Consider the following 22642-nt stretch of genomic DNA (forward strand, 5'->3'; position numbering starts at 1 on the left):
GCGTGACCCGCAGGGGCCTCCCGGGCTGGGTTTCGGGGATCCTTGGCGGCGGCGCGCTCGTGCTGCTCTGGTGGCTGTTCTCGGCGACCGCCTTCCGCCCGCAGGAGGGGACGAGCTTCACTCCGGTGCCCTCGCCGGGGGCGGTCTTCGATTGGCTCATCGTGCAGGGCAACATCGCCGGCGCGTGGAACGTGTTCCAGCCCACGGTCACCGCCGCGGCCGTCGGCTACCTCTGGGGCAACGGCATCGCCCTGCTCCTCGCGGCCCTCGTGCTGCTGTTCCCGCGCCTCGAGCTGCTCGTGTCGCAGATCGCCGTCGTCACCTACTGCCTGCCGATCGTCGCCGTCGGCGGCATCTCGATCGTCGTGCTCGGCCCAGCCAAGAACCCCGGCGACCCCTCGCCGACCGCGATCTTCCTGGCCGCGCTCGTGTGCGTCTTCACCACGGTGGTCGGCTCGATCCTCGGGTTCACCTCGGCCGACAAGGCCTCGCTCGACGTCGTCCGCGTCTTCGGCGGCGGCGCGTGGACCCAGCTTGTGAAGGTCCGCCTGATCGCCGCGCTCCCCGCGATCCTCAACGCCCTGCAGATCGCGGTGCCGAGCGCGTTCCTCGGCGCGGTCCTGGGCGAGTACCTCGGCTCCATCACCGCGGGCGTGGGGCCCACGCTCATCCGCCTGCAGGGTCAGCTCGACTCCGCCGGCGTCTGGTCGGTGTTCCTGCTCACGGCCGTCTTCGCGCTCGTCGCGTACGGCCTGTTCGGTCTGCTCGTACGGCTCGTCACGCCGTGGGTCTCGGGGAAGGCACGCTGATGGTCGACACCACGCATCCGACGGGCGCGGCGCCCGCGGCCGAGGACGCCGCCCACGCCGCCGCGCAGGCGCGACTGCGTGCCGAGCGCCGTCGCGCTCTCGGGAGGACGCTGCTGCGCTCACTGGGAGGCGCCGCGCTCACCCTCGCCGTCCTGCTCCTGCTGTGGCAGGCCGCCGTCAGCTTCACCGGCATCTCGCCCTTCGTCGCCAAGGGTCCGCTCGACGTGTGGGGATTCCTGTTCACCGACGAGGATGCCGCCGAGCATCGCGATCAGATGTTCCCGCTGGTCGCGGTGACCCTCGCGGACGCGGCCATCGGGTTCGTCGTCGGCATGAGCGTCGCGATCGTCGCCGCGATCCTGTTCAGCCTGTCGCGGTCCATCGAGGCCGGCGTCATGCCGCTCGTGCTGCTGCTGCGGACGATCCCGCTCGTCGCGATCGCGCCCGTGATCATCCTGGTCACCGGGCGCGGAACCCCGGCATCCGTCGCGGTCATCGGCACCATCGTGGTGCTCTTCCCCGCTCTCGCCAACGTGCTGTTCGGCCTGAGCCGGGCGAGCCAGCAGAGCGTCGACGTCGTGCGGGTGTTCGGCGGCGGTCGGTTCACCACCCTCCGCAAGGTCAACCTGCCGGGGGCGCTGCCCAGCGTCTTCGCCGCAGCCCGCGTCTCGGTGCCCGGCGCCGTCACGGGAGCACTGCTCGCCGAGTGGCTCTCGACCGGCACGGGGATCGGCGGGTCCATCCTCAAGTTCAACGCGCAGGCCCAGTTCACGCAGGTGTGGGCCTCGATCGCGCTGATCACCGTCATCACGCTCGTGCTCTACAACCTCGTGCAGATCCTCGAGAACGTCGCCCTCACCCGCATGGGCATGACCGGCTCGCGCTGAGCCGACCCGCCCGCCGCTCAGTGCGGGTGGCCGCGGTGCGGCACGAGCGCCGCCGGCAGCTCGTGCACCTTCGCCGAGGCCTCGGCCGCCAGCGGGTTCGTCGAGACACCCGCGGCGTCCATGAGTCGGCCACCGACGTAGACCGCCTTGAGGTTCCGCGGGCTCATCGCGAGCACATACGAACGCACCGGATGCCACAGCGGACCGACATCCGGCATGCGCGGATCCACCACCACGAAGTCGGCAAACTTGCCGACCTCGAGACTGCCGACCCGGTCGTCGACGCCCATGATCTCGGCGCCGCCGAGCGTGTGCAGTCGCAACATCTGCTCGGGCATCATCGACAGCGGGTCCTTCGTGCGGGCACGCTGCATGTAGATGCCCATGCGCATGTTCTGCCACGGGTCACTCACGTCGGTGCACGCCTGGTCGTCGAGCCCGACGCCCACCTTCATTCCCATCGCGAGCATCTCGGGCACGCGCGCCACGCCGGATGCGAGCCGACCATTGGATGCCGGTTGCCACGACATCGACGCACCGCCGGCGACCGCCTGCTCGATGATCTCGGGGGTCGTCTGGATGAAGTGCCCGAACATGAGGCCGAGGCCCAGCGCCCCGGCATCTCGGTACAGCGCGAACTTCGACTGCTGGTGCTCGATCGCCTCGGGCGACTCGAGGAAGTGCGCCTGGTTGGTGACGCCGTAGCGGCGCATCGCCTCGGTCTCGAGCTCGGCCGCCTCGGGCCGCGGCGACCACTGCACCTGGCCCATGATCGAGCAGCCGAGGGCGTAGTCGGGGTCGAACGTGCGGGTGTGGGCGACCTCTGCGGCGAACCGGTCGAAGATGTCCTGGTCGGTGCCGACGGTGACGTCCATGCCGGTCGCATCGACGAAGCGGATGCCGGCGTCCCGCGTGCCGTCGGCCTGTCGGAAGTGGTATTCGAGGTCGCGGATGCCGGCGGTGCCGGCGCGCTTGCCGTCGACCATCGACTCCCAGGCCTGCAGCGGGTCAGTGAAGTTGTAGGCCGTCGTGACGCCGTTGCCGAGGAAGTCGAGGCTGCCGTGCAGGGTCGACCAGTACATCTGCTCGGGCGTCATGTGCGCCGTCGTGCCGAGCATCGAGTCGCACCAGCCGTAGAGCGTGTCGGCGACGCCGAGCCCTCGCAGCCCCGACGTGAACAGGTGCGAGTGGCTGGAGACGAACCCGGGGGCGACGAACTTGCCCGCCACGTCGAGGACCTCGTCGGCGGTGACATCCGGGGTCCCGGAGCCGATCGCCGCGATGCGACCGTCTCCGATGAGCATCCAGCCGTCCTCGATGTACCCGGGGTCGGCGGTGCCGGCGGGGATCGTGATGAGACGCGCGTGGGTGACCAGAACAGACATGCTCGTCACGGTATCCGGGCGATGTTTCCGCGCTGTCACGGCCTGGAAACACGCAGGCACGCCCCGGAAACACGCGAGTTCTAGCGTCTATCCATGGAACGGTTCACAGTCACGGTCTTCTGCGGATCCTCGCCGGGGTTCGACCCGATCTACGTCGACGCCGCCCGCGCGGTCGGCACCGCGATCGGCCGGGCCGGCATGAACCTCGTCTACGGCGGTGGGCACGTCGGGCTCATGGGCACGGTGGCGGATGCCGCGGTGGCAGCCGGCGCGCACGTCACGGGCGTCATCCCGCGCGCGCTGCAGGCGCGTGAGGCCGTCAACCACAACATCGCCGAACTCGTCATCGTCGACACGATGCACGAGCGCAAGATGATGATGGCCGACCGGGCCGACGCGTTTCTGGCCCTCCCCGGCGGGCCGGGCACGCTCGAGGAGCTCACCGAGCAGTGGACGTGGGCGCAGCTGGGCATCCATCAGAAGCCCGTCGGCCTGCTCAACATCGACGGCTACTTCGACCCGCTGCTCGCGTTCGTCGCGAACATGCGCGACCGCGGCTTCACCCACCCTCGCTACACCGACATGCTCGTCGTCGCGACCGAGGCCGACGAGGCCCTCGCCCGGTTGCGCGACTACGTGCCGCCGGCGCGGAGCGAGGCATCGCCCGGCGCTGAGATGACCGGCGCGCTGTCGCTGCCCGTGCGGCCCTGACGCGGCGGGCGCGGGCCGCGGGCTGCACGGGCAGCGGGTCAGCGCGGCTCGGCGGCGAGGTGCAGGATCGATTCGGCGAGGGCGCGGATGCCGTGGGCCACGTCACCGGCCGAGACGAACTCGTCGGGGTGATGACTGATGCCGTCGGGGTTGCGCAGGAACAGCATCCCCACGTCGGTGATCGCGCCGAGCGCCATGCCGTCGTGGCCGGCCGGGCTGAAGAGGACCGGCGCCGCATCCGAACGCACGGGCAGTGTCGCGCGGATGCCGGCGGCCACGACATCCTGCAGCAACGGCGCGCAGAACACGGCCGGGGCGCTGTGCACCTCACGCGCCGACCAGCGCAGGCCGCGGCGACCCATGATCTCGTCGAGGTCGCGCGAGAGCAGGTCCCACACGCGGTCGCGTTCGCCATCGAACTCGCCGCGCAGATCGAGCGAGAACCGCACTTCGCCGGGGATCACGTTGACGGCACCGGGGAAGGCCTCGAACCGGCCCACCGTGCCGATGATGTGGTGCTCCGCGGCGCACACGCGCTCGACGGCGAGCGCCGCTTCGCTTGCGCCCAGCAGGGCATCGCGGCGCATGTCGTAGGGAGTGCCGCCGGCGTGCCGCGCCTCGCCCTCGACGACGAGCTGGAACCGGCGCGCCGACGCGATCGACGACACGACCGCAAGGGGCTCGCCGGCGCGGTCGAGCGCGGGGCCCTGCTCGATGTGGGCCTCGAGGTAGGCGACGAGCTCATCGGGGCGGCGAGCCGCCTCGCCGATGCGCGCGGGGTCGAGTCCGAACTCGAGGAACGCCTGCCGCAGGCTCACGCCGTCGGCATCCGTCAACGTCCACCACGCGTCGTTCCACGAACCGGCGACCGCCGACGAACCCAGCAGCGCCTTGCCGAACCGGGTGCCTTCTTCGTCCGAGAAGGCGACGACCTCGATCGGGAACGGTAGCGGCACGGCCCAGCCGGTGTCGGCCGGCACCCGCAGCAGCCGCACGACCTCGAGCGCGATGAGCACGCCCGCGATGCCGTCGAACCGGCCCGCGTCGATGACCGTGTCGAGGTGGGACCCCAGCAGCAGTGCGGGAGCGTCGGATGGTCTCGATACGCCCGGCACTCGACCACCGGGGGACGCGTCGCTCCGCGACGGCACTCGACCACCGGGGAAGGCGTCGCCGGCCGCCTCGATCCGCCCGACCTGGTTGCCGGCGGCATCCTGCCACGTGCGCATGCCGACCTCGCGCATCCATTCGGCGGCGAGGCGGTTGACGCGGGCGTGCTCGGGCGAGAGGTAGACGCGCTCGATGCGCCCCGGCGTCGCGGTGACGCGGGCGAGCTCGTCGCAGCGCGCCATGACGCGGCGCGCGGCTGCCGCCACGGCATCCGGCGACGCGGTGAGCAGGCGGGACGCAGCGCTCACGCGGCCCCCGCGTAGACGTCAGCGGCCGCCTCGACACCGCCACCGGCGGGCACGGAGGCCCCGAACCGCCGCAGCACGGCCTCGAGCGCGGCGAGCGTCGTGAGCACGGCGTCCTTCCGGGCGTTGTAGCCCATCGTCCCGATGCGCCAGACGCGGCCGTGCAGGGGTCCGAACGAGGTGCCGATCTCGATGCCGAAGTCCTCGAGCAGGGCCGAACGCGCGGCATCCCCCGGCACGCCCTCCGGGATCTCGACGGCGACGACGTTGTTCATCTTGTGCGCGACGTCGCCGAAGACGCCGAGGCCGAGGCCCCGCACGCCCGCGAGCATTGCGCGCCCGGCGAGCTCGTGCCGGGCGATGACCTCGTCGCGCCCCTCGAGCAGCAGCACGCGTGCGCACTCGCGCGCCGCGTACAGCATGCTCGTCGCCTCGGTGTGGTGGTTGAGCCGCCGCGGCCCCCAATAGTCGAGGATCATGCCGAGGTCGAAGTAGTTCGACAGCACGAAGTCGGATGCCGCGACATCGCCCGCCTCACGGATGCCCGCCTCGACGCGGCCGCGCGAGCGGATGACCTCGACGGCGCGCTCCGACAGCGTGATCGGCGACGAGCCCGACGGCCCGCCGAGGCACTTCTGCAGTCCGGCGGTCGCGGCATCCAGCCCCCACGCATCCGCATCGAAGGCGTTGCCGCCGAGCGATGCGGTGGCGTCGGAATAGAACAGCACGCCGTGGCGGGCGCAGATCGCGCCGATGTCCTCGAGCGGCTGGTTCATCGTCGTCGAGGTGTCGCCCTGCACGAGGGCGAGCAGGGCGGGCTTGACGCGGATGATCGCCTCCTCGATGACGGATGCCGGGAACACCTGCCCCCACTCGGTCTCGATCGTGTGCACCTCGGCCTGCGCGCGCTCGGCGATCTCGGCGAGCAGATGCCCGAACCGGCCGAAGACGGGGACCAGCACGCGGTCGCCGGGGCGCACGAGCGAGACGATCGCCGCCTCGATGCCGGCGCGGCTCGTGCCGTCGACGAGCAGGGTCGCGTCGTTGGTGGTGTTCCAGACGACGCGGTAGAGCTCCTGCGTCTCGGCCATCGCCGTCGTCATGAACGGGTCGTACTGCCCGACGAGGGGTGCCGACATCGCGCGCAGCACGCTCGGGTAGGCCGAGATCGGGCCGGGGCCCATGAGCAGGCGCGCAGGCGGGTCGATGGGGCCGGGGATGACGGTGGTCATGGTGCTTCCGTTCCGGTGGTGAGTGCGTGCAGGGCGAGGCCCTGCCGCACGAGGGCGATGTCGGTTCCGGAGCGCGCGACGAGGCAGACGCCGACGGGGGCCGGCCCGAGGGGCGAGGCGACCGTCAGGAGCGGCACCGAGAGGGCGGGCAGCCCCGCGACGGCGGCGGGGGTCGTGAGCCGCAGCGTCGCCTGGCGCACGGCGTCGATGCCCTCGCCGCCGGCCGTGCGCGCGGGGGCAGGGCCGGGCGCGGTCGGCAGGATCAGGACGGCATCCGTCACGAGGTCGGTCAGCCGTGCGCGCAGCGGGGCGAGGGCGGTGCGGGCCGCGGCCTCGTCGGCGGCCGTGACGGCAGCGGCCGCGCGGAAGCGGTCTGCGACGGCGGGACCCGTGGCGCCCGGGTGCGCGCGCAGCCAGTCGCCGTTGTTGCGCCAGGCCTCCGCGCCCTGCACCGTGCGGAACGGCACGAGGTAGTCGTCGAGGTCGCCGATCGAGGCGGTTTCGACGGGCAGAGCGGATGCCGCGACGAGGGCCTCGAACGCGGCGCGCGTGGCGGCATCCGCGGCATCCAGCGCCTCGGCCGGGATGACGAAGCGCCAGGGCAGGTCGGCGCCGGACTCACCGAAGACCGACTCGGTCGAGTCCGACCCGTCGTAGCTGAGGCACCAGTCCGCGACGCGCTGCAGGGTCGCGCCGTCGCGCGTCAGCCAGCCGACGGTGTCGAAGCTCTGCGCGAGAGGCAGCAGACCCTGCCGCGGCACGAGGCCGTGCGTCGTACGCAGACCCCACAGCCCCTGGTACGACGCGGGCACGCGCACGCTGCCGGCGGTGTCGGTCGCGAGGCCGATGTCGGCCTGGCCTGTCGCGACGGCGGTCGCCGGTCCACTCGACGAGCCGCCGGGCAGGGCCCCCGGGAGGGCTCCGTTGGGCGGGGTGCCGTAATGCGCGTTGTCGCCCGCGATCGAGTACGCGAACTCGTCGGTGCGGGCGATGCCGCGCAGCGACGCGCCGCCGCGGAGCAGGTCGCCCACGGCGGGAGCCGTCGTCGTCTCGGCGCGCGCCGAGTCGAGGTAGGTGGGGTTGCCCGCGCCGATGCGGTAGCCCTTGATGGCGAAGAGGTCCTTGACGGCGACCGTGAGGCCCTCGAGCGGACCCTCCCACGCGCCCTGGAACAGCGGGTCACCGACCGATCGCCAGACCGACCGGTCGAGCGCCTGCGCGCGCGGCGTGACGTGGGCGGCCGTGATGAGCCAGCGCCCGTCGAGGCGCTCCCAGACCTGCGTCTGCAGTCCCGTGCCACCACCGCGGAAGCGCGAGACCGACACGAGCAGCGCGACGCCGTCTGCCAGCGGGCGATACTCGATGCGCTCGATCGTGCGGGGCGGAACCCCAGCGCGCACGCCGCGGAACGCGCTGATCGTGTCGTGCCCGACGAGCAGGCCCGCGCCGTCGCCGCGCATCGTCTCGGCGCCGGGCGCGAACGCGGCATCCAGCGCATCGAGGTCGTTCGCGAGGATCGCGGCCTCGTACGCGTCGAACGCCGCGCGCAGGTCGGCGGGGATCTCGGTCACGCGTCGCCCGCCCTCGCGACGCCGGCGAAGTCGGCCTCGCGGATGCGGGCGTGCACACCGCACACGATGTCGACGACCTGGGAGATGTCGAAGTCGGTGGCCGCCGACAGGTACGCGTAGGCGAGGTGCTCGGCCATGCCGTAGCGGGCCGCGAGCAGGTCGAGCGCCGCGCGCACGGCCTTGCGCATCGCCTCGTTGAGGTCGGGGTCGAGTCCCGTCGGCACGAGGTACTCGTCCGTCCGCACGAGGGGGCCGGTGACCTCGCCGAAGGCGGCGAGCGCTTCGGCGCGCGGCACGACCTCGAAGCGCAGCGTCGCGCGCAGGGATGCCTCGAGCGCCGTCAGCGCGACTTCGCCGTCGCCCTGCGCGAAGTGCGGGTCGCCGACGTAGGCGAGGGCGCCGGGCACCTGCACGGGCAGGTACAGGACCGTGCCCTCGACGAGCAGGTTGATGTCGATGTTGCCGCCGTGCGAGCCGGGCGGCACCGAGTGGGGGCGCTCCGGCCCCGCGACGGCGACGCCCATCGTGCCGAGGAACGGCGCGAGCGGGAAGCCCACGACGCGATCGCCTCCCTCGACGAGCGGCAGGCGTCCGGCGCCGCCGGCGACCGGCGTGAAGACGCTGACGTTCTCGGGGCCGCGCGGCAGCGTGCCGGGCAGGGCCCCCTTGCCGTGCCGGTTCGAGATGACGCCGTACGGCACGCGCGGTGCGAGATCGACGACCGTGATCTTGAGCAGGTCGCCGGGCTCGGCTCCCTCAACGAAGACGGGACCCGTGACGACGTGCGGACCGTCGGCGACGGCGTCGCGGGGGACGGATGCCGCGATCTCGATCGCGTCGGTGAGCACGGCCTCGGGCGCGACCCCGTGTCCCGTGAAGTAGGCGAACGGATCCTGCCCCTGATCAGGCAGGATGCCTTCGTGGCTGACGGTGTCGAACGTGACGGTCGCCCCGGCCGGAACGGCCAGCACCGGGGCATCCGTCTCGCACGGCAACCTCCCCCACATCACCGTCTGCGGCGACGCGGCGACGTAGTGGTCGCCGGGGATGGGCCCGACTCCGGGCTGCAGGATCTCGCTCACGCCGTTCCTCTCGACAGGAGGCGGCCCGCCGGTGGGCGCCTCAGCCACGGCGCCTCGCCGGCGCCGCCTTCGCTCGCGTCGTACACACTCTGCCCGCGCAGCCACGTGCGGCGCACGCGTCCGGTGAGGACCTTGCCGTCGTAGGCCGAGATGGGGTTGCGGTGCTGCAGGGCGCGCGCCTCGATGCGCAGGGTGTCGTCGAGGCCGAACACCGCGAGGTGCGCGGACGCGCCGACGACGATCTCGCCGACGCCCGTCAGCCCCGCGACCCGCGCGGGACCGGTCGTGAACAGCGGCAGGAGGGTGTCGAGCGGGATGCCGCGGCGGCGCGCCTCGGTCCAGACGGCCGAGAGCCCCACCTGCAGGCCGGCGATGCCGCCCCACGCGAGACCGAAGTCGCCGTTCCCCGACCGCTTGAGGTCGACGGTGGAGGGCGAGTGGTCGCTCACGATCGCGTCGATCGTTCCGTCGAGGATGCCCTGCCACAACAGCTCCTGATTGCCCGCTTCGCGGATCGGCGGGCAGCACTTGAACTCGCTCGCGCCGTCGGGGATCTCTTCGGCGGTGATCGTCAGGTAGTGCGGGCAGGTCTCGACGGTGAGGTCGACGCCGTCGGCCTTGGCGGCCGCGATCGCGGGAAGGGCGCGCGCGTCACTCAGGTGCAGGATGTGGGCGCGTGCGCCGTGACGCCGCGCGGCGGCGATGACGGCGTCGATCGCAGCCTCTTCGCTCGCCGGCGGGCGCGACGCGAGGAAGGCGGCGTAGCCGCGCCCGAGCGACCCGTCACCGGAGAGGAGGTCGGGGTCTTCCGCGTGGACGATCAGGCGCGAGCCGATCGCCGCGACCTCGGCCATCGCCCGGTCGAGCTGGGCGCGATCGAGGTGTCCGAACTCGTCGACGCCGCTGGGCGCGAGGAAGCTCTTGAACCCGTACACCCCCGCGTCGTGGACCGGCCCGAGCGCACCGAGGTTCTCCGGAACCGCGCCGCCCCAGAACCCGATGTCGACATAGGCGGATGCCGCGGCAGCCGCCCGCTTGATCGCGAGGGCCTCCGTCGTCGTGGTCGGCGGGATCGAGTTGAGCGGCATGTCGACGAGGGTCGTCACGCCGCCCGCGGCGGCGGCGAGGGTCGCCGAGCGGAAGCCCTCCCACTCGGTGCGGCCGGGTTCGTTGACGTGCACGTGCGAGTCGACGAGACCAGGGAGGAGGACCGCGTCTTCGGGCACTTCGACGGCTCCGCGCGGGGCACCGTGGGGCACCCGGACGTCCGCGATGACTCCGCCGCGCACGACGACCTCGGCGGGGCGGAACGCACCGTCGATCCACGCGCGCTCCGCACGGATCACGAGGTCCGCGCCATCCACCTGCTCTTCACCGGTCTTCACGCCTCTAAAGCTATTGCTTAACGTGACGCGAGCGATTACCCCCACGTAACGGGCGTGTGAAACGCCGCAGGGTTCAGACGCCGCGCGCCGGGAGGATCGTCAGCCAGATCGCCGAGGCCACCTCCGCCGTCTGGTTGACGACGCGGTGCGGCCGAGACGCCGCGAACGAGAGCGACCCGCCTGCTCCGAGCCGCACGGCGCCTTCCGTGAACTCGAACGTGAGCTCGCCCGAGCGCACGTAGCCCGACTCGAGACCGTCGTGCACGAGCATCGCACCGTCGGCGCTCGACGCGGAGCCAGGCGGGTAGATCGACTCGAAGAAGTCCACGCCGGGAAGAGGCGCCGGCGACAGTCGTCGGTAGACCACGTCCTGGTCCAGCTGCGCGGGGGCAGCCTCGCCCGGCCCGGTGACGAGGACCCCCGGGAGGGGTTCGGCGACGTCGCCCGCGGCGTGATCGAGGTCGGGTGCGAACAGATCGAGATCATCGAAGATCGCCGACACGGGAGCGCCCAGCACGGCGACGAGCTCGACGAGCCGGTTGACCGAGGGACGCATCGTGCCCGTCTCGATCTGCGACAGCGCGCTCGACGAGATGCCGAGCTGCTGTGCGACCGACGCGAGGGAGCGGCCCGAGGCCGTCCGCAGCCGACGCAGTCGCGCACCGATCTGTGCGGGCAGGGGGCTCTCTTCCACGGCATCCTCCGGTCCTCGTGCGCGACCCATCGTATGCGCGACCGACTCCGCGCGTGTTCAGTCATGACTTAACACAACCGTTACACCGCCTTCATGGCGAGCGCGACCGCGCTCGCTTTACTGGGGCCACACAGCACCTCGCACCGTCCGTCGGCCGTGTCGTCGGCGGACCGAACCCGGGAGTCCTTCACATGGCACGATTCCGTCCTCGCATCGCCGCCGCGCTGGCCGTGGCATCCGTCCTCATCCTGTCCGCCTGCAGCTCGGGTGACACGACACCCGCGTCGTCGGATGCCGCCGAGACCGTCACCGTCAAGATCGGCACCCTGCGCGGCCAGCCGCACTTCTACCAGCCGTTCCTCTACGACGACCACGCCGTCGACGGTGTGAAGTTCGAGGTCGTCACGCTCGACACGACGCCCGCCCTCTCCGACGCGCTCGTGTCGGGGTCGATCGACTTCGCGATCTCGGGTGTCACGCCGACGATCTCCTCGATCGCGCAGGGCCGCGATCTCAAGATCATCGCGAGTGCCGCCGACGGCGGATCCGGCTTCATCGGCAACGGCGAGTCGAGCCTCGACGAGCTCGTCGGCAAGAAGATCGGCATCGTCCAGGGGTCGGCCCAGGAGGTCGCCCTCCGCCTGCTGATCGACGAGGCCGGTCTCACCCCCGAGGACTTCGAGCTGTCGGTGATCCCCGTGCCCGAGATGGCATCGGCGTTCATCGCGGGCGACATCGACGCGTTCATGGGCGTCGAGATCGGCGTCTCGATCGCGAAGAACGCCGGCGGCACCGAGGTCGTCGACCCGTACTCGACGCCCATCGGCAAGGTCAACATCGGCCTGGTCACCACCGGCAAGCTCATCGAGGAGAACCCCGAGCTCGTGCAGAAGGTCGTCGACACGCACGCCGCGACGACCGCCTACATGGCCGACAACATCGAGGAGTGGCTGCCCGGCATGGTCGAGGAGTTCGGCGGTGACGAGGACGTGTTCACGTCGGCGCTGGCGAACTTCTGGCTGCGCTCGGATCTGTCCGACGAGTACGTCGGACAGCTCTCCGCCCTCGCCGAGGCGATGGCCTCGATCGGGCTCATCACCACGACGCCCACGGGCGACGACATCGTGGACACCTCCTTCACCTCGTGATCGCGCGTGCGGGGGCGGCTGCGGCCTCCCCCGCACGCCAGAAGGGCGGCCGCATGGCCACGCAGACGACGGCGCGACCCGTTCGCCGACGCCCTCCCGCGCAGCGACCCAATCAGCGCGCACTCCTCACGCGGATCCTCCTCGGGATCCCGATCCCGTTTCTGTTCCTCGTCCTGTGGCAGGTGGGGCGCGACCAGGCGTGGGAGATTCCCCTCATCGGCATCCGGATGGGGTACCTGCCCGCCCCCGGCGACGTCGTCGCGTCGCTGTGGGACTACGCATTCGGGGGCATCCACGACGACGCCTTCTCCGGCGACCTGTGGGTGAACCTCGGGGCGTCCTCGCTGCGGGTGCTCATCGGCTTCCTCATCGCGTCGGTGCTGGCGATCCCCCTCGGCATCCTGATGGGCCGCTACTACAAGATGGACGCGATGTTCGATCCGTTCATCAACCTGTTCCGGCCGATTCCGGCGACGGCGTGGGTGCCGCTCGTCGGCCTCCTCATCGGCTGGGGCGACCAGGCGACGATCTTCCTGATCGCCCTGTCCTCGTTCTTCCCGATCGTGCTCGGCGCGATCAGCGGATCCAAAGAGGTCCCGGGTCGGCTCATCGAGGCCGGGCAGATGCTCGGCGCCAGGCGGTGGGAGATCCTCGGCCAGATCGTCGTGCCCGCCTCGGCGGCAGCCGTCATCAACGGAATGCGCGTCGGGCTCGGGCTCGCCTGGGTCGTGCTCGTGCTCGGCGAGAGCGTCGGCGTCAATGTCGGCCTCGGCTCTGCGATCATCCTCGCCCGCGACGTGGTGCGCACCGACATGATCGTCGTCGGCATGATCGTGATCGGCCTCGCCGGCTTCCTCTCCGACCGCATCCTCGTCGGAGCCTTCCGCCTGCTCACGCGCGGGCGCCCCCTGGTGAAGTGACGGGAGCACAGCACATGACCGATCTGACCACCGCCGACGTCGTCCTGCAGGATCTCGGCAAGCGCTACGGTCCGGAATGGGCCGGCGTGCAGGCCGTCGCCGACGTCGACATCGACATCGCGGCGGGCGAGTTCATCGCCGTCGTCGGCGCATCCGGCTGCGGCAAGAGCACCGTGCTGCGCATCCTCGCCGGATTCGAGCCCGCCACGAGCGGCAGCGTCACCGTCGGCGGGCGGCCCGTGACCGCCCCCGGTCCGGACCGCGGGGTCGTCTTCCAGGACTACGGGCTGTTCCCCTGGCTCACGGTGCGCGAGAACATCGCCTACGGCCCGAAACGGCGGCGCCTGCCGCGCGCACGTGTGCGCGAGCTTGCGGACCGGTTCACCGAGACCGTCGGGCTGAGCCGCTTCGCCGACCGTTACCCGGGCGAGCTGTCCGGCGGCATGCAGCAGCGGGTCGCGATCGCCCGCGTCCTCGCGAACGAGCCGAGCGTGCTGCTGATGGATGAGCCGTTCGGCGCGCTGGATGCGCTGACGCGGTCGGATCTTCAGGCCGAGCTCAAGCGCATCCACCTCGAGACCCGCACAACCGTCGTCTTCGTGACGCACTCGATCGAAGAGGCCGTGTTCCTCGCCGACCGCGTGGTGGTGATGACCGGTGGGGCCTCGCACGGCGTGCCCGGGCACATCGCGCGCACCGTGCCGATCGACCTGCCCGAGCCGCGGGATGTCACGACCCCCGCGTTCAACGCGTACAAGCGCGAGATCTCAGACCTCGTGCACGGCGCAGGCGATCACGCCTGACACCGGCCCCGGCCCCGGCCGCGGGGCAGCGCCTCACACGGCGACGAGGCGGGGCGGGCTCGCGTACTCGCTGCGCTTGCTCGTCTTCAGCCCCATCCGCACCATCGCGGTCGCGAGGCCCACACCCGACGCGACACCGTCGACGACGGGGACACCCGCTGTCGCGGTGAGCATGCGACACAGATCCGCCATCCCGGCGCAGCCGAGCACGATGACGTCGGCCTCGCGGCGCACCGCTTCGTGGCAGAGGCGGGCGATGGATGCCGCGGCCTCCGACCCGGTGTCCTCGAGCTCGAGCACGGGGATCTCGGCGGCCGTCAGCCAGACGGCCGCGTCACCCATGCCGTAGCGGGCCACGAGGTCGCGGGCGCGGCCGAGCGTGCGGCTCAGGGTCGTGACGACGGCGAAGGTGCGTCCCGCGAGGGTCGCGGCGTGCATCGCGGCCTCCGCGATGCCGATGACGGGAACGTCGACGAGCTCCCGCGCGGCATCCAGCCCCGGATCCCCGAAGCAGGCGATGACGTACGCGTCACTGCCCCCCGCCTGCTGGTCCTGCCGGACGAGGTCGACCACCGCCGCGGCGGCGAGGACCTCGTCGACGTGCGACTCGATCGCGGCGGCGCCCGTTTCGGGGCAGACCGCGTCGATCACGACGCCGGGCCCCGCCGCCTCCCGGGCGGCGGCGGCGATCTTCGCCGTCATCGCCCGGGAGGTGTTGGGGTTGATGAGGAGGATCCTCATGCGGTGGCCGGGACCGTCGCCGGGGCTTCCTGCTCGATGCTGCCGTCGGAGATGCCCTCGGTCTCGCCGTCGAAGGTCGGGACCTGCGGGTCGATGCGCTCGAAGACGACGAAGGCGGCGAAGGCGAGGCCGCAGCCGATGAACCACGTGAAGTTGCCGATCCACGACACGTCGAACAGTCCGAGGTCGGCGAAGGTCTTCGGTAGGATCGCGATCAGCACGGTGGGGATGCCGGCGACGAGGAGCGTCTTCATCGCGTTCGGGTTGTAGCCGCGCCGGTACCAGTAGGCGCCCTGCTCGCTCATTGTGAACATGTCGTCCGTCTTGATCCGCTGCCGCGCGGCGATGTAGTAACCGGCGACGAGGAGGCCGAAGAGGGGCCCGATGAGCGCGGCGAGGATGCCGAGCGAATAGTGGATGGCCGTGGCATCCGAGTACCAGTTCCAGGGCGTGAGGAACACCGAGCCGACGGCGGCGATCATGCCGCCCATCCGCCACGAGATCCTCTGCGGAGCGACGTTCGAGAAGTCGAACGCGGGGGCGATGAAGTTGGCGACGATGTTGATGCCGACCGTCGCGGTGACGAAGGTGAGTCCGCCCAGGAGGATCGCGAACGGGGTGTCGATCGCCTCGACCGTGTGGATCGGGTCGAGCAGCAGCTCGCCGAAGACCGGGACGGTCGCGGCGGCCGTGAGGACCGTCAGAATCGAGAAGAAGAGGAAGTTGACCGGCAGACCCCAGAAGTTGCCCTTCTTCACGTCGCGGAATGAGCGGCCGTAGCGGGCGAAGTCGCCGAAGTTCAGCATCGGTCCCGCGAAGTAGGCGACGACGATGCCGACGGTCATGGCCATGAGACCGAGCGTGCCCCAGAAGTCGTGCGGGGCTGCCTCGGGGTCCGACAGGTTGAGGTCGATGTTCTCCCAGCCGGCCTGGCTCACCAGGTAGATCGCGAGCACGATCATGACGACGTAGACGGCGGGGCCTGCCCAGTCGATGAAGCGGCGGATGACCTCCATGCCGTTCCAGAACAGCGCGACCTGCGCGACCCACAGGATCGAGAAGGAGATCCAGCCGAGGGCCGAGAGTCCGAGGAACTCGATGTCGAGGAGGACCTCGGAACCCGGGATGAACTTCAGGAAGATGATGTTGAGCGACTGCGCCGCGAGGAACGTCTGCACGCCGTACCAGGCGATCGCGATGATGCCTCGGATGATCGCGGGGATGTTCGCGCCGCGCACGCCGAAGATCGCGCGGTTGATGACCGGGTAGGGCACACCCGTCTTCTGACTGGGCTTCGCGACCAGGTTGGCGAAGATCTGCACGATGACGATGCCGACGACGAGCGCGACGAGCACCTGCCACGCGGCGATGCCGAGCGCGAACAGCGATCCCGCCGTCACGTAGCCGCCGACGGAGTGCACGTCCGACATCCAGAAGGCGAAGATGTTGTACCAGGTCCACTTCTGCTTGCGAAGCGGGGCGAGGTCCTCGTTGGCGAGGCGGGGGTCGTATCCGGGCTTGACGTTCCCCGATCCGGTCGGGTGGCCGGCGGCCTCGACGAGGTCGTGCGGCTTCGTCGTCACCGACAGCTCCTGCGATGTGGTCATTGGTGGGCTTACCTTCCAGGTGGGGCCGATACGGCCCGCGGATGAGGGGACCACGACGTGGAGTCCGCGGCCTGGTGGTACGTGAAATGAAGCTATTGATTCACGGGATCGCGGCGGTTTCGCTCATGTAACAGCCGTGTGAAGTCGTCGCTTCACATTCACCGGACGGGATCGACCGAGAGTGGATGACGCGGATGCGCTCCGACCCGCCCGTAGGATCGGCGGTATGTCAGAGCTCGCTGCCGTGGGGACGGTGCCCGAAGTCGGACGCCGCCTCCGCGAGCTGCGTCGGGCCCAGCGCATGTCGGCGCGTGCACTGGCGGAGACGCTCGGCATCAGCCCCAGCGCGGTGTCGCAGATCGAACGCGGCGTCCTGCAGCCGAGCGTCTCGCGGCTGATCGCCATCACCGACGCACTCGGCGTGCCCCTCGCATCGGTGTTCGAGGCCGATGCGGAGCCGGGTGACGCGGTTCCCGACCCCGATGCCGACGGCTTCGTCCTGCAGCGCGCCGGCCACGGATCGACCGTCGTCCTCGACAGCGGGGTCGCCTTCCGCCGGCTCACCCCCGGACGGACGCCGGGGGTCGACTACTTCGAGTCGATCTACCCTCCGGGTTCGAGCGCCCACGCCGATACCGAGCTGTTCCGCCACGACGGGTACGAGATCGGCACCGTCCGCTCCGGCGAGCTCACGATCGACTTCGAGTCCGAGCGGGTCGTGCTGCGGCCGGGCGATTCGATCAGCTTCCCCTGCTCGAGGCCGCACCGCATCCACAACGCGGGTGCCGAGATCGCCGTCGCGCAGTGGCTCATCGTGCACCCGCCGCACTGACGCGACATCCCGGCGAAACCTCGGACCGCTAGCCTCGCGGCATGCAGCTCAGCGCCTTCAACGCGGCACCGGATGCCGAAGCCGCCCGCACCGTCGCAGTCTTCGCCGCGGTCCCCGACTGGGTAGACGCCGTCGTCGCCGGGCGCCCGTACGACAGCGTCGACGAGCTCGCGCAACGGGCGGCCCTGCTGTCGCAGGAGTGGGATGCCGACGACCTCGCGGCCGCGCTCGCCCACCACCCTCGCATCGGCGAGCGACCGGCCGGTGCCGGAGCCGAGGCGGACCACTCCCGCACCGAGCAGGCGGCGATGAGCGCGGCATCCGACGATCTGAGCGAGGCGATGGCCACCGCGAACGCCGCGTACGAGGCACGGTTCGGACGCGTGTTCCTCATCCGCGCCGCGGGCCGATCGGCCGAGGAGATGCTCGCCGAGGCGCGTCGCCGCGTGGGGAACGACGCCGTGACCGAGACCGACGAGGCCCTCACCCAATTGCGCGAGATCGCCCTGCTCCGACTGCGCGCGACTCTCGTCGACGACGACGACGAGGAGCGCACATGAGCCTGCTGACCACTCACGTCCTCGACGCCGTGCGGGGGGCGCCGGCTGCCGGCGTCGAGGTCGTCCTCCTCGGCCCCGACGGCGCCGAGGTCGCTCGGACGACGACGGATGCCGACGGCCGCGCCGCGGTCGGACCCGACTCGCTCGAGCCGGGCGAGCACGCCCTGCGCTTCGGCACCGGCGCGTACTTCGCGCGCAGCGGGACCGAGACCTTCTACCCGACGGTGACCGTCGCGTTCGTCGTCGGCGACCGCCCGCACTACCACGTGCCGCTGCTGCTGAGCCCGTTCGCCTACTCGACGTACCGGGGCAGTTGAGGTCCCACGAAACGAGGCCGTGACATGCGAGCCGTAGCGTGCTCGGCATGAAGGTCATCATCGTCGGCGCCGGGATCGGCGGCACGAGCGCGGGGATCGCGCTGCAGCGGCTCGGGCACGAGGTGGTCGTCTACGACCAGATGCGCGAGAACAAGCCGGTCGGCGCCGCGCTCTCGCTCTGGCCGAACGGGGTGAAGGTGCTCAACTGGCTGGGCCTCGGCGACGAGGTCGCGCGGCTGGGCGGCGACATGGCCGACCTCGTCTACGCCGACGGGAGGACCGGCGAGACCCTCTGCGACTTCTCGCTCGCCCCGGTGACGGCCCAGACCGGCCAGCGCCCCTACCCGGTCGCGCGCGCCGACCTGCAGGCGCTGATGATGCGCCGGCTCGGGGGCGACAGCATCCGCCTCGGAATGCGACTGGTCGGCATCGAGGACGACGGCGAGACGGTCACCGCGACGTTCGCCGACGGCACGACCGACACCGCTGACCTGCTCATCGGGGCGGACGGCGCCCGGTCGATCACCCGCGCCTACGTGCAGCCCGATGGTGCGGCGCCGATCGAGCGCGAGTACGCGGGTTATACGAACTTCAACGGGCTCGTGCCCGTCGACGAGTCCATCGGGCGTGCGACGGCCTGGACGACCTACGTGGCGGACGGCAAACGCGCCGCGGTCATGCCGGTCGCGGGCGACCGCTTCTACTTCTGGTTCGACGTGCCGCAGGCGTCGGGACTGCCCTACGACCGCTCCGAGGGCACCGCGCCGCTCCGGGCCGCGTTCGAGGGCTGGGCCCCGGGCGTGCAGGCCCTCATCGACGCGATCGACCCCGAGTCGTCACTGAACCGGGTCGAGATCTGGGACATCACCCCGTTCTCGACGTGGGTCAAGGGTCGAGTCGCGATCCTCGGCGATGCGGCGCACAACACCGCCCCCGACATCGGTCAAGGAGCGTGCTCGGCCCTCGAGGACTCGTTCGCCCTGGGCATCGCGTTCGCGACGAACACGGTGAGCGTCCCGGACACCCTGCTGCGCTACCAGGACATCCGCGTCGAACGTGCGGGAGACCTCGTGCTGCGCGCCCGCAAGCGGGGCCACGAGACGCACGCGTTCGACCCCGCGGTGACCGCCGCCTGGTACGAGAGCCTGCGCGGCACGGACGGCGCCGGCATCATCCGCGGCATCGTCGGCAACGTCGACGGCAGCCCGGTGAACCTCGGCGGTCCTCTGCGGGCGTGAAGCCGCTCAGACGGTGAACACGCTGTGCACGTCGCCGCAGACGGTGCGGCCCTGCAGGGCGGTGAGCTCCATCAGCACCGAGGTGCCCGCGAGCGTGTAGCCGAGCTGCTCGAGCAGCTGCTGCCCGGCGCGCAGCGTCCCCCCGGTGGCGAGCACGTCGTCGACGAGCAGGACGCGGGCGCCGGCGGTGAGGTCGTCGGTCATCTCGATCGTCGCGCTGCCGTACTCGAGGTCGTAGCTGACCGATCCCGCCGGACGCGGCAGCTTGCCCGCCTTGCGGATCGGTGCGAGGCCGGTGCCCGACGCGACCGCGATCGCCCCGGCGAGCAGGAACCCGCGCGCCTCGACGCCGGCGACGACGTCGAACGAGCCGACGTACGGCTCGGCCATGGCCATCGCGATCGTGCGGAGGGCCGCGGCATCCGCCAACAGCGGCGAGATGTCACGGAAGAGGATGCCGGGTTCGGGGAAGTCAGGGATCGTCGCGATGAGCGATTCGGCTCGGGCGAGGGCGTCGGGATTCACTGGGTCGAGGTTACTCGCCTCGCCTGACGACAGAGGATGCGGGTGCGCAAGCGCTTGCGCTAGGCTGGCGCGCATGACTTCGACCCCCGTCTCGATCGTCACCTCGACGCTGGCCCCGATCGGCGAGAGCCGCCCCGGCGCCGAGTGGTGGCGCACCGCCGTGATCTACCAGATCTACCCCCGCTCCTTCGCGGACGCCTCGGGCGACGGCATCGGCGATCTGCCCGGCATCACCGCGCACCTCGACGACCTCGCGTCGCTCGGCGTCGACGCGGTCTGGCTGAGCCCGTTCTTCACCTCTCCGCAGAAGGACGCCGGCTACGACGTCGCCGACTACCGCGACGTCGACCCGATCTTCGGCACCCTCGGCGACTTCGACGACATGCTCGAGGCGGCGCACGCCCGCGGCATCCGCGTCATCATCGACCTCGTCCCCAACCACTCCTCCGACAAGCACGTCTGGTTCCAGCAGGCGCTCGCCGCCGCGCCCGGCAGCCCCGAGCGTGCGCGGTACATGTTCCGCGACGGCACCGGCGAGAACGGAGAACTGCCTCCCAACAACTGGGAGTCCGTGTTCGGCGGGCCGGCCTGGACCCGGGTCCCCGACGGCCAGTGGTACCTGCACCTGTTCGACAGCTCGCAGCCCGACTTCGACTGGAACAACCCCGAGGTGCGCGCCGAGTTCGAGACGACGCTGCGCTTCTGGCTCGACCGCGGCGTCGACGGCTTCCGCGTCGACGTGGCGCACGGTCTGATCAAGGCCGACGGCCTGCCCGACTACACGCCCCCGGCCGAGGCCGACTCGATGGGCGGCGCCGAGCCGGTCCCCTACTGGGGTCAGGACGGCGTGCACGAGGTGTGGCGCGAATGGCACCGCGTGCTCGACGAGTACGAGGGCGACCGCGCGCTGTGCGCCGAGGCGTGGCTGCCGACGGTCGACGAGACCGCGAAGTGGGTGCGCCCGGACGAGATGCACCAGGCGTTCAACTTCCCCTACGCGATGAGCGAGTGGGATGCCGCGCAGCTGCGCGTCGTCATCAGCGAGTCGCTGCGGGCCTTCCCCGCCGTGGGCGCGCCGGCCACCTGGGTCCTCTCGAACCACGACGTCATCCGCCACGCGACCCGCCTCGCGATGCCGGGTCACCCGCAGGGGCACGGCGTCGGACCGGCGTCCCCCGGCAAGCCCGACCCCGCGGCGGGCCTCCGTCGCGCCCGCGCGGCGACCGCGCTGATGCTCGCCCTGCCGGGCTCGGCCTACCTGTACCAGGGGGAGGAGCTCGGCCTCCCCGAGGCGATGGAGCTGCCCGACGACGTCCGCCAGGACCCGACCTGGTTCCGCACCGACGGCGAACGCTACGGCCGTGACGGATGCCGCGTCCCGCTGCCCTGGACCGCGGACGACGGCGCCTTCGGGTTCAGCCCGACCGGCGAGAGCTGGCTGCCGCAGCCGGCCGAGTGGAACGCGCTCGCCCGCGACGTGCAGGAGGACCAGCCCGAGTCGACGCTGTGGCTGTACCGCACGCTGCTCGCCACCCGTCGCGCGCACGACCTCGGCTCGGGCGCGCTCGAGTGGCTCGACGGCTACGGTGACGACGTCATCGCGTTCCGCAACGGCGACGTCACCGTCGTCGCGAACGTCGGGTCGACGCCGGTCGCCCTGCCGAAGGGCACCCTGCTCGTCGAGAGCGACGCGTTCCTCGGCCGCGAACTGCCCGCCGACACCACCGTGTGGATCGCCGCGGAGTGACGTGACCGGGATCGACGACGTCGCCCGCGCAGCCGGCGTGTCGGCGGCGACCGTCTCCCGCGCACTCAGCGGGCGCGGGCGCATCTCGGATGCGACCCGCGCCCGCGTGCGCGCCGCCGCCGCCGACCTCGGCTACGTCGTCTCGGCCGCGGCATCCGCTCTCGCGACGGGCCGCGCGGCGAACATCGGCGTCGTGGTGCCGCTGCTGGACCGCTGGTTCTTCGCGAACGTGCTCGACGGGATCGCCAGCCGGCTCACCCCGCGCGGGTACGACATGACGCTGTACAGCATGAGCACGGACCGCGCGCAGCGCGACGGGGTGCTGGACGTGTCGTTGCGCCGCGGGCGCGTGGACGGACTGATCGTGCTGTCGCTCACGCTCGCCGACGACGAGGTCGACCGGCTGCTGGCCCTGGACCTGCCGGTCGTGGGGCTCGGCTCCACCAACCGGCGACTGCCCGCGTTGCGGATCGACGACGTCGCCGTCGCGCGCCTCGCGACCGAACACCTCCTGGCGCTCGGGCACCGCCGGATCGCGCACCTCGGCGCCGGGTACCCGGGAGACCCGGGCCTGGACATCCCGTCCCTGCGCCGCCACGGGTTCGATGCGGCGATGGCGGATGCCGGCATCCGCGACGCGCGCTTCGTCGCCACCGACTTCACGATCGACGGCGGCTACCGCGCCGCTCGCGCCCTGCTGCAGGAGGCGGAGCCGCCGACGGCGATCTTCGCGGCATCCGACGAACTGGCGTTCGGTGCGCTCTTCGCGGCGCGGGACGAGGGCCGGGACGTCCCGTGGGACCTCTCGGTGATCGGCGTCGACGGTCACGAGATGAGCGACTTCTTCGGCCTCACGACGATCGCCCAGTTCCCGCACGAGCAGGGCGAACGGGCGGCGGACGCGGTCCTGGCGGCCGTGGACGGACGCACCGAACTGGGGGAGCTCTCGTTCCGGCTCGTCGAACGCACCTCGACGAGCGCCCCGCATGGAGGACTCGCTGAGAAATCGGGGTCTCCCGCGCCGTAGGCTCGA

At 71.4% G+C, this 22642-nt stretch carries 22 protein-coding genes; 12 read left to right on the plus strand and 10 right to left on the minus strand.

Annotated features, from left to right (window positions below; genetic code table 11):
• The first annotated feature begins 2 nt into the window (after window positions 1-2).
• Both ACPEH2_RS06840 and ACPEH2_RS06845 read left to right on the plus strand, forming a co-directional pair.
• Complete coding sequence (locus tag ACPEH2_RS06840; RefSeq protein WP_423718505.1) at window positions 3-809, plus strand: ABC transporter permease; 807 nt, start codon at window positions 3-5, stop codon at window positions 807-809.
• On the plus strand, window positions 809-1696 hold the full coding sequence (locus tag ACPEH2_RS06845) for an ABC transporter permease (protein ID WP_423718506.1): 888 nt from the start codon (window positions 809-811) through the stop codon (window positions 1694-1696). Before ACPEH2_RS06840 ends, ACPEH2_RS06845 begins: the two co-directional genes overlap by 1 nt.
• 17 nt (window positions 1697-1713) lie before the next feature.
• On the opposite strand, the gene ACPEH2_RS06850 is transcribed toward ACPEH2_RS06845, so the two are convergent.
• A complete protein-coding gene (locus ACPEH2_RS06850) occupies window positions 1714-3081 on the minus strand; it encodes an amidohydrolase family protein (protein ID WP_423718507.1) in 1368 nt (455 codons plus the stop codon).
• Window positions 3082-3174: 93 nt separating this feature from the next.
• Here ACPEH2_RS06850 and ACPEH2_RS06855 point away from each other — a divergent pair, with 93 nt between their 5' ends.
• Window positions 3175-3792, plus strand: a complete 618-nt coding sequence (locus ACPEH2_RS06855; protein WP_287270402.1) for a TIGR00730 family Rossman fold protein — start codon at window positions 3175-3177, stop codon at window positions 3790-3792.
• 38 nt (window positions 3793-3830) lie between these two features.
• Here ACPEH2_RS06855 and ACPEH2_RS06860 read toward each other — a convergent pair whose 3' ends face one another.
• From ACPEH2_RS06860 to ACPEH2_RS06885, 6 genes are all read right to left on the minus strand, one after another.
• Window positions 3831-5210 (minus strand): Zn-dependent hydrolase, encoded by a 1380-nt coding sequence (locus ACPEH2_RS06860; RefSeq protein ID WP_359919012.1) that lies wholly within the window; start codon window positions 5208-5210, stop codon window positions 3831-3833.
• On the minus strand, window positions 5207-6439 hold the full coding sequence (locus tag ACPEH2_RS06865) for a pyridoxal-phosphate-dependent aminotransferase family protein (protein ID WP_311286563.1): 1233 nt from the start codon (window positions 6437-6439) through the stop codon (window positions 5207-5209). Before ACPEH2_RS06865 ends, ACPEH2_RS06860 begins: the two co-directional genes overlap by 4 nt.
• Complete coding sequence (locus tag ACPEH2_RS06870; RefSeq protein WP_359919015.1) at window positions 6436-8010, minus strand: AtzH-like domain-containing protein; 1575 nt, start codon at window positions 8008-8010, stop codon at window positions 6436-6438. The genes ACPEH2_RS06865 and ACPEH2_RS06870 overlap by 4 nt, the downstream gene beginning before the upstream one ends.
• The gene (locus ACPEH2_RS06875; RefSeq protein ID WP_311286565.1) at window positions 8007-9092 is read right to left on the minus strand and encodes an acetamidase/formamidase family protein; all 1086 of its coding nucleotides are present in this window, start codon (window positions 9090-9092) and stop codon (window positions 8007-8009) included. Before ACPEH2_RS06875 ends, ACPEH2_RS06870 begins: the two co-directional genes overlap by 4 nt.
• Window positions 9089-10477 carry an allantoinase AllB gene (allB, locus tag ACPEH2_RS06880; RefSeq protein ID WP_359919019.1) on the minus strand — a complete coding sequence of 463 codons (1389 nt, stop codon included), beginning with the start codon at window positions 10475-10477 and terminating at the stop codon, window positions 9089-9091. The genes ACPEH2_RS06875 and allB overlap by 4 nt, the downstream gene beginning before the upstream one ends.
• A 73-nt stretch (window positions 10478-10550) precedes the next feature.
• Complete coding sequence (locus ACPEH2_RS06885) at window positions 10551-11171, minus strand: helix-turn-helix domain-containing protein (protein WP_311286567.1); 621 nt, start codon at window positions 11169-11171, stop codon at window positions 10551-10553.
• Between the two features lie 191 nt (window positions 11172-11362).
• On the opposite strand from ACPEH2_RS06885, the gene ACPEH2_RS06890 reads away from it, so the two are divergent.
• The 3 genes from ACPEH2_RS06890 to ACPEH2_RS06900 are packed head-to-tail and all read left to right on the plus strand — an operon-like array spanning window position 11363 to window position 14042.
• A complete protein-coding gene (locus tag ACPEH2_RS06890) occupies window positions 11363-12319 on the plus strand; it encodes an ABC transporter substrate-binding protein (protein WP_028497146.1) in 957 nt (318 codons plus the stop codon).
• Between the two features lie 53 nt (window positions 12320-12372).
• The gene (locus tag ACPEH2_RS06895; protein WP_084201860.1) at window positions 12373-13239 is read left to right on the plus strand and encodes an ABC transporter permease; all 867 of its coding nucleotides are present in this window, start codon (window positions 12373-12375) and stop codon (window positions 13237-13239) included.
• 14 nt (window positions 13240-13253) lie between these two features.
• Window positions 13254-14042, plus strand: a complete 789-nt coding sequence (locus ACPEH2_RS06900) for an ABC transporter ATP-binding protein (protein WP_076688357.1) — start codon at window positions 13254-13256, stop codon at window positions 14040-14042.
• A 33-nt stretch (window positions 14043-14075) separates the two neighbouring features.
• Here ACPEH2_RS06900 and ACPEH2_RS06905 read toward each other — a convergent pair whose 3' ends face one another.
• Window positions 14076-14783 carry an aspartate/glutamate racemase family protein gene (locus ACPEH2_RS06905; RefSeq protein ID WP_311286568.1) on the minus strand — a complete coding sequence of 236 codons (708 nt, stop codon included), beginning with the start codon at window positions 14781-14783 and terminating at the stop codon, window positions 14076-14078.
• Window positions 14780-16390: an NCS1 family nucleobase:cation symporter-1 gene (locus ACPEH2_RS06910; protein ID WP_423718511.1), complete on the minus strand. Its 1611-nt coding sequence runs from the start codon at window positions 16388-16390 to the stop codon at window positions 14780-14782. The genes ACPEH2_RS06905 and ACPEH2_RS06910 overlap by 4 nt, the downstream gene beginning before the upstream one ends.
• 226 nt (window positions 16391-16616) lie before the next feature.
• On the opposite strand from ACPEH2_RS06910, the gene ACPEH2_RS06915 reads away from it, so the two are divergent.
• The 4 genes from ACPEH2_RS06915 to hpxO are packed head-to-tail and all read left to right on the plus strand — an operon-like array spanning window position 16617 to window position 19337.
• Window positions 16617-17222, plus strand: coding sequence for a helix-turn-helix domain-containing protein (locus ACPEH2_RS06915; RefSeq protein WP_311286570.1), 606 nt, complete (start codon window positions 16617-16619; stop codon window positions 17220-17222).
• 41 nt (window positions 17223-17263) lie between these two features.
• On the plus strand, window positions 17264-17782 hold the full coding sequence (gene uraD / locus ACPEH2_RS06920) for a 2-oxo-4-hydroxy-4-carboxy-5-ureidoimidazoline decarboxylase (RefSeq protein ID WP_423718512.1): 519 nt from the start codon (window positions 17264-17266) through the stop codon (window positions 17780-17782).
• The gene (gene uraH / locus ACPEH2_RS06925; protein ID WP_311286572.1) at window positions 17779-18099 is read left to right on the plus strand and encodes a hydroxyisourate hydrolase; all 321 of its coding nucleotides are present in this window, start codon (window positions 17779-17781) and stop codon (window positions 18097-18099) included. The genes uraD and uraH overlap by 4 nt, the downstream gene beginning before the upstream one ends.
• A 47-nt stretch (window positions 18100-18146) precedes the next feature.
• The gene (hpxO, locus tag ACPEH2_RS06930) at window positions 18147-19337 is read left to right on the plus strand and encodes an FAD-dependent urate hydroxylase HpxO (RefSeq protein ID WP_359919026.1); all 1191 of its coding nucleotides are present in this window, start codon (window positions 18147-18149) and stop codon (window positions 19335-19337) included.
• A gap of 6 nt (window positions 19338-19343) precedes the next feature.
• Here hpxO and ACPEH2_RS06935 read toward each other — a convergent pair whose 3' ends face one another.
• The gene (locus ACPEH2_RS06935) at window positions 19344-19862 is read right to left on the minus strand and encodes an adenine phosphoribosyltransferase (RefSeq protein ID WP_217529048.1); all 519 of its coding nucleotides are present in this window, start codon (window positions 19860-19862) and stop codon (window positions 19344-19346) included.
• A gap of 73 nt (window positions 19863-19935) precedes the next feature.
• Between ACPEH2_RS06935 and ACPEH2_RS06940 the strand changes: the two genes are divergently transcribed.
• Together ACPEH2_RS06940 and ACPEH2_RS06945 are read left to right on the plus strand one after the other, a co-directional pair.
• Complete coding sequence (locus ACPEH2_RS06940; RefSeq protein WP_423718514.1) at window positions 19936-21609, plus strand: glycoside hydrolase family 13 protein; 1674 nt, start codon at window positions 19936-19938, stop codon at window positions 21607-21609.
• A 1-nt stretch (window position 21610) separates the two neighbouring features.
• Window positions 21611-22636 carry a LacI family DNA-binding transcriptional regulator gene (locus ACPEH2_RS06945; RefSeq protein WP_217529044.1) on the plus strand — a complete coding sequence of 342 codons (1026 nt, stop codon included), beginning with the start codon at window positions 21611-21613 and terminating at the stop codon, window positions 22634-22636.
• Window positions 22637-22642 lie beyond the last annotated feature (6 nt).

It is taken from the genome of Microbacterium sp. NPDC064942, from assembly GCF_049545525.1.
In the GTDB taxonomy this organism is placed as follows: Bacteria; Actinomycetota; Actinomycetes; order Actinomycetales; family Microbacteriaceae; genus Microbacterium; species Microbacterium gawkjiense.

Coding starts and splice junctions, on each gene's coding strand:
- ACPEH2_RS06850 (WP_423718507.1), bottom strand. CDS start 3,081: ATGTCTGTTCTGGTCACCCACGCGCGTCTCATCACGATCCCCGCCGGC.
- ACPEH2_RS06845 (WP_423718506.1), top strand. CDS start 809: ATGGTCGACACCACGCATCCGACGGGCGCGGCGCCCGCGGCCGAGGAC.
- ACPEH2_RS06915 (WP_311286570.1), top strand. CDS start 16,617: ATGTCAGAGCTCGCTGCCGTGGGGACGGTGCCCGAAGTCGGACGCCGC.
- ACPEH2_RS06940 (WP_423718514.1), top strand. CDS start 19,936: ATGACTTCGACCCCCGTCTCGATCGTCACCTCGACGCTGGCCCCGATC.
- ACPEH2_RS06905 (WP_311286568.1), bottom strand. CDS start 14,783: ATGAGGATCCTCCTCATCAACCCCAACACCTCCCGGGCGATGACGGCG.
- uraD (WP_423718512.1), top strand. CDS start 17,264: ATGCAGCTCAGCGCCTTCAACGCGGCACCGGATGCCGAAGCCGCCCGC.
- ACPEH2_RS06900 (WP_076688357.1), top strand. CDS start 13,254: ATGACCGATCTGACCACCGCCGACGTCGTCCTGCAGGATCTCGGCAAG.
- ACPEH2_RS06890 (WP_028497146.1), top strand. CDS start 11,363: ATGGCACGATTCCGTCCTCGCATCGCCGCCGCGCTGGCCGTGGCATCC.
- ACPEH2_RS06895 (WP_084201860.1), top strand. CDS start 12,373: ATGGCCACGCAGACGACGGCGCGACCCGTTCGCCGACGCCCTCCCGCG.
- hpxO (WP_359919026.1), top strand. CDS start 18,147: ATGAAGGTCATCATCGTCGGCGCCGGGATCGGCGGCACGAGCGCGGGG.
- ACPEH2_RS06855 (WP_287270402.1), top strand. CDS start 3,175: ATGGAACGGTTCACAGTCACGGTCTTCTGCGGATCCTCGCCGGGGTTC.
- ACPEH2_RS06865 (WP_311286563.1), bottom strand. CDS start 6,439: ATGACCACCGTCATCCCCGGCCCCATCGACCCGCCTGCGCGCCTGCTC.
- uraH (WP_311286572.1), top strand. CDS start 17,779: ATGAGCCTGCTGACCACTCACGTCCTCGACGCCGTGCGGGGGGCGCCG.
- ACPEH2_RS06910 (WP_423718511.1), bottom strand. CDS start 16,390: ATGACCACATCGCAGGAGCTGTCGGTGACGACGAAGCCGCACGACCTC.